This is a genomic window from Caulobacter sp. P1_B12_2, from assembly GCF_056406675.1.
The window spans coordinates 1-3144 of the sequence record NZ_JBFTZS010000497.1 but is presented as its reverse complement, the minus strand read 5'-3'; the positions used below and the strand labels follow the sequence as shown (position 1 = coordinate 3144).

Sequence of the window (3144 nt, the reverse complement as noted above, 5' to 3'; positions counted from 1 at the left end):
ATGCTTGGGATCGGCGAACTGCGAGGCGTAGTAGGCCGGGAACTGCTGGTCGAAGACCAGGTAGAGGTTGGTCACGCCCAGGATCAGGACCATGAAGCCCCAGAACTTGGGGAGCTTCAGGATCGCCAGGGCGTCCAGCGGCTTGAGGCTTTCCGAGCGGGTCTGCTCCTCGGCGCTGGCCTCGACCCGGGTCATGGCCAGGATAGGCAGCAGCAGCAGGCCCGCCAGCGAGGCCAGCGAGAAGTTGATCAGCGGATCGATGTTGTAGAGGCGGCCCGAGAAGAAGGCGGCGAAGGCGAAGCCCAGTGAACCCCAGAGCCGCGCGCGGCTGTATTCGAACCCGTCCTTGCGGCCGACGCGGTCGACGTAGGATTCCAGGGCGTAGCTGCCGGCGATGAAGGTCACGCCCAGATAGAGGCCACCCAGGGCCGCGCCCGCCAGAAGATTGATCTTCAGCAACGGGCCGTAGACGAAGGCGAAGAAGACGCCCGACAGCGTCACCATGCCGGCGATGACCCACAGGATGGTCTTCTTGAAGYCGACCTTGTCCGACAGGAAGCCGTAGATCGGCTGGGAGGCCATGGCGAAGATGAAATTGGCCGAGAACACCACGCCGGTCTGGACGCCGGTCAGGCCCAGGGTGCGCTTGAGCCACAGGGCCAGCAGGGAGATGCTCATCGCCTGGGCGAAAAAGTAGAGAAAGAGGAAGGCGCTCAGCAGCGCGTAGTTCTTCTTTTTCATGGCTTAAGCGACTCCTCCCCCCGATTGACGCCAGCCGGCGGCGCGGCTCTGGAGCCGCTCGGGTTGATCTGTGATAATCGAAACAGATATCGATACCAACCGATTTTCGCGATCCATGGTCACGCGGGAAAAGGCTTGCGCGCCGGGAATGATATCGATATCACTTTTGAAGAGCCTGCATGGCTCCTTCCTGCGAATTCTCGGATCGATTCCTCCCTATTCCGAGGCGGGGCGCCAGGCACGGCCGGCGCCCCGATCTTTTCCGAACCGGCGGATCAGGTCCAGTTGAACGCGCCGGGAGAAAGCGGACACAACGATATCAAGATGACGGCGTTTCAGCCGTCCCAGGGAGCGAAGCATGCGCGAACACAGTGTTTCCCGGTCGGCGGCCAAGGTGCTCGCCGCGTCCCTGGTCCTGGGCCTGTCCAGTGTCGCCGCCGCGCAGAGCGACACCGACAAGGGCGTGGCCGTCCAGGCCGATCCCGACCTGCAGATCTTCGCCACGCCGCCGGCCAAGCTGGTCTACGCTCTGCACAATGACGACTTCACCGTGCGGGTCAGGCGTCCAGGCGGGCCCTGGCGCGATCTCTACGAGTACAACGTCAAGCTCGATCAGGACCGCCCGCGCGACGCCGCCGTCGTCCAGTTCGATTTCCGTGGAACCGTCGAGGTGGCCGTCCAGAAGAACAACGGTGACTTCAGCCGGGTCGAGGTCCGCCCGAAGCAGAACGCGATCAAGACCACGGTGAAGGGCGGCGTCGTCTACTTCACCCTCGACAAGCCTCAGAACCTTTCGGTGGAGTTCGACGGCGACACCCTGAGCAATCTGCACGTCGTGGCGGGAGCGCCCATCGCGCCGCCGGCCCCGGGACCCGACGTCGTGGTCTACGGCCCCGGCCTGCACGTTCCGCCCGAGGGCGCGAAGGTCTTCCCGAGCGCGTCGAACCAGACGATCTACATCGCCGGCGGTGCGGTCCTGCAGGGCACGTTCGCGCCCACCAAGGTCGAGAATCTCAAGATCATCGGCCACGGCATCATCAACGAGCAGGCCGATCAGCTGGTCGTGCACGACTCCACGAACGTCACGGTCCAGGGACCGCTGTTCCTCAATTCCGCCCACGGCACGATCGCGTGCAGCTCGTCCAGCCACGTGCGGTTCAGCGACATCAAGACGTTCAGCAAAGGGGCTTGGTCCGACGGGATCAACATCTTCGCCTGCCAAGACGTCGACATCGATCATGCGTTCATCCGCACCTCGGACGACAGCGTCGCGGTCTACGCCACGCGCAAGAACGGCGTCGGCGACACGCGCCGCATCCGGGTCAGCCAGTCGATCTTCTGGCCGGACGTGGCGCACGCCATGTTCGTGGGCCTGCACGGCGACAGCGCCAAGCCCAACACCCTGGAGGACATCACGTTCGACGACATCGACGTCCTGTCCCTCGACGAGGACGATCCGGAATATCAGGGCGCGATGGCCATCAGCGCCGGCGACACCAACACCGTTCGCAATGTCACCTTCAGCAACATCCGGATCGATCACGTCGAAGAGGGCAAGCTGATCAATCTTCGCGTGGTCTACAACGCCAAGTACGGCACGAGCCCAGGCCTGCTGATCGACGGCGTCCACTTCAAGAACGTCAGCTATTCGGGATCGGGCTGGGCCGCGCCCTCGATCATCGCCGGCTATGCCCCGGACCGGCCGGTGCGCAACGTGACCTTCGACAATGTCACGATCGCCGGCCGCAAGCTGACGGGGCCCAAGCCGGAAGTTCTCGAGATCGGTCCCTATGTGAGCGGGCTGTCGTTCAAATAGGCCGGCCAGGTGAAGCCACGTCGGTGCGCGCGACGCCCTTGAATCCTGGCTCGTCGCCAGAGGCCGCGCCCCTTTACCTGCAGCTGGCCGATCTGCTGGAGGCCGCCGTCCTCGACGCGCCCGAGCGTGGCGATCGTCGATTGCGGCTTCCGCCCGAACGGCAGTTGGCCGCGATGTTCCGGGTCTCTCGCATCACCGTCCGGACGGCCCTGGACGCCCTGGCGCTTCGGCTGCCGCTGCGCAGGCGCGTCGGCGCGGGCGTCTTTGTCGGACCGCCGGCCGAGGACGCCACGCCGTGGTCGATGGTCCGCGTGGCGCCCCAGACCTTGTCCGTTCCTCGGACCCGGCGGGCCGCCCGCTCACCCGGCGATGAGCTCCAGGGCCAGCCGCGCCGCCTGATCGCGGTCGCGCGCCTCGATGGCGTCGACTAGGCGGTCTCGTCGCGCTTGATCGTYGCCTATCGCGTCGAGGGCGGCGGCCGCGCCCTGGAGCACGCCCGACAGGGACGCCATCAGGTCGTTGCCCGAGGCTCGGGCCAGCAGGCGGTGAAAGTCCGCGACGGCTCTACGCTGGAGCTGTCGTGAGCC

Annotated in this window: 5 protein-coding genes; 3 read left to right on the top strand and 2 right to left on the bottom strand. The window is 65.5% G+C overall.

The genetic code is table 11. The features are described from left to right. Positions 1-741 (bottom strand): oligosaccharide MFS transporter (locus AC1DZ6_RS22185; RefSeq protein WP_477099287.1); only part of this gene is annotated, 741 nt, incomplete at its 3' end. 358 nt (positions 742-1099) lie between these two features. Here AC1DZ6_RS22185 and AC1DZ6_RS22180 point away from each other — a divergent pair. Then, positions 1100-2557, top strand: a complete 1458-nt coding sequence (locus AC1DZ6_RS22180; RefSeq protein ID WP_477099286.1) for a glycosyl hydrolase family 28 protein — start codon at positions 1100-1102, stop codon at positions 2555-2557. Between the two features lie 23 nt (positions 2558-2580). Beyond that, positions 2581-2988, top strand: coding sequence for a GntR family transcriptional regulator (locus tag AC1DZ6_RS22175; RefSeq protein ID WP_477099285.1), 408 nt, complete (start codon positions 2581-2583; stop codon positions 2986-2988). On the opposite strand, the gene AC1DZ6_RS22170 is transcribed toward AC1DZ6_RS22175, so the two are convergent. Next, the gene (locus tag AC1DZ6_RS22170) at positions 2917-3069 is read right to left on the bottom strand and encodes a hypothetical protein (RefSeq protein WP_477099288.1); all 153 of its coding nucleotides are present in this window, start codon (positions 3067-3069) and stop codon (positions 2917-2919) included. The two genes, AC1DZ6_RS22175 and AC1DZ6_RS22170, sit on opposite strands and share 72 nt — an antisense overlap. Between AC1DZ6_RS22170 and AC1DZ6_RS22165 the strand changes: the two genes are divergently transcribed. Continuing rightward, on the top strand, positions 3004-3141 hold the full coding sequence (locus AC1DZ6_RS22165; protein WP_477099289.1) for a hypothetical protein: 138 nt from the start codon (positions 3004-3006) through the stop codon (positions 3139-3141). The two genes, AC1DZ6_RS22170 and AC1DZ6_RS22165, sit on opposite strands and share 66 nt — an antisense overlap. Positions 3142-3144: the final 3 nt, after the last annotated feature.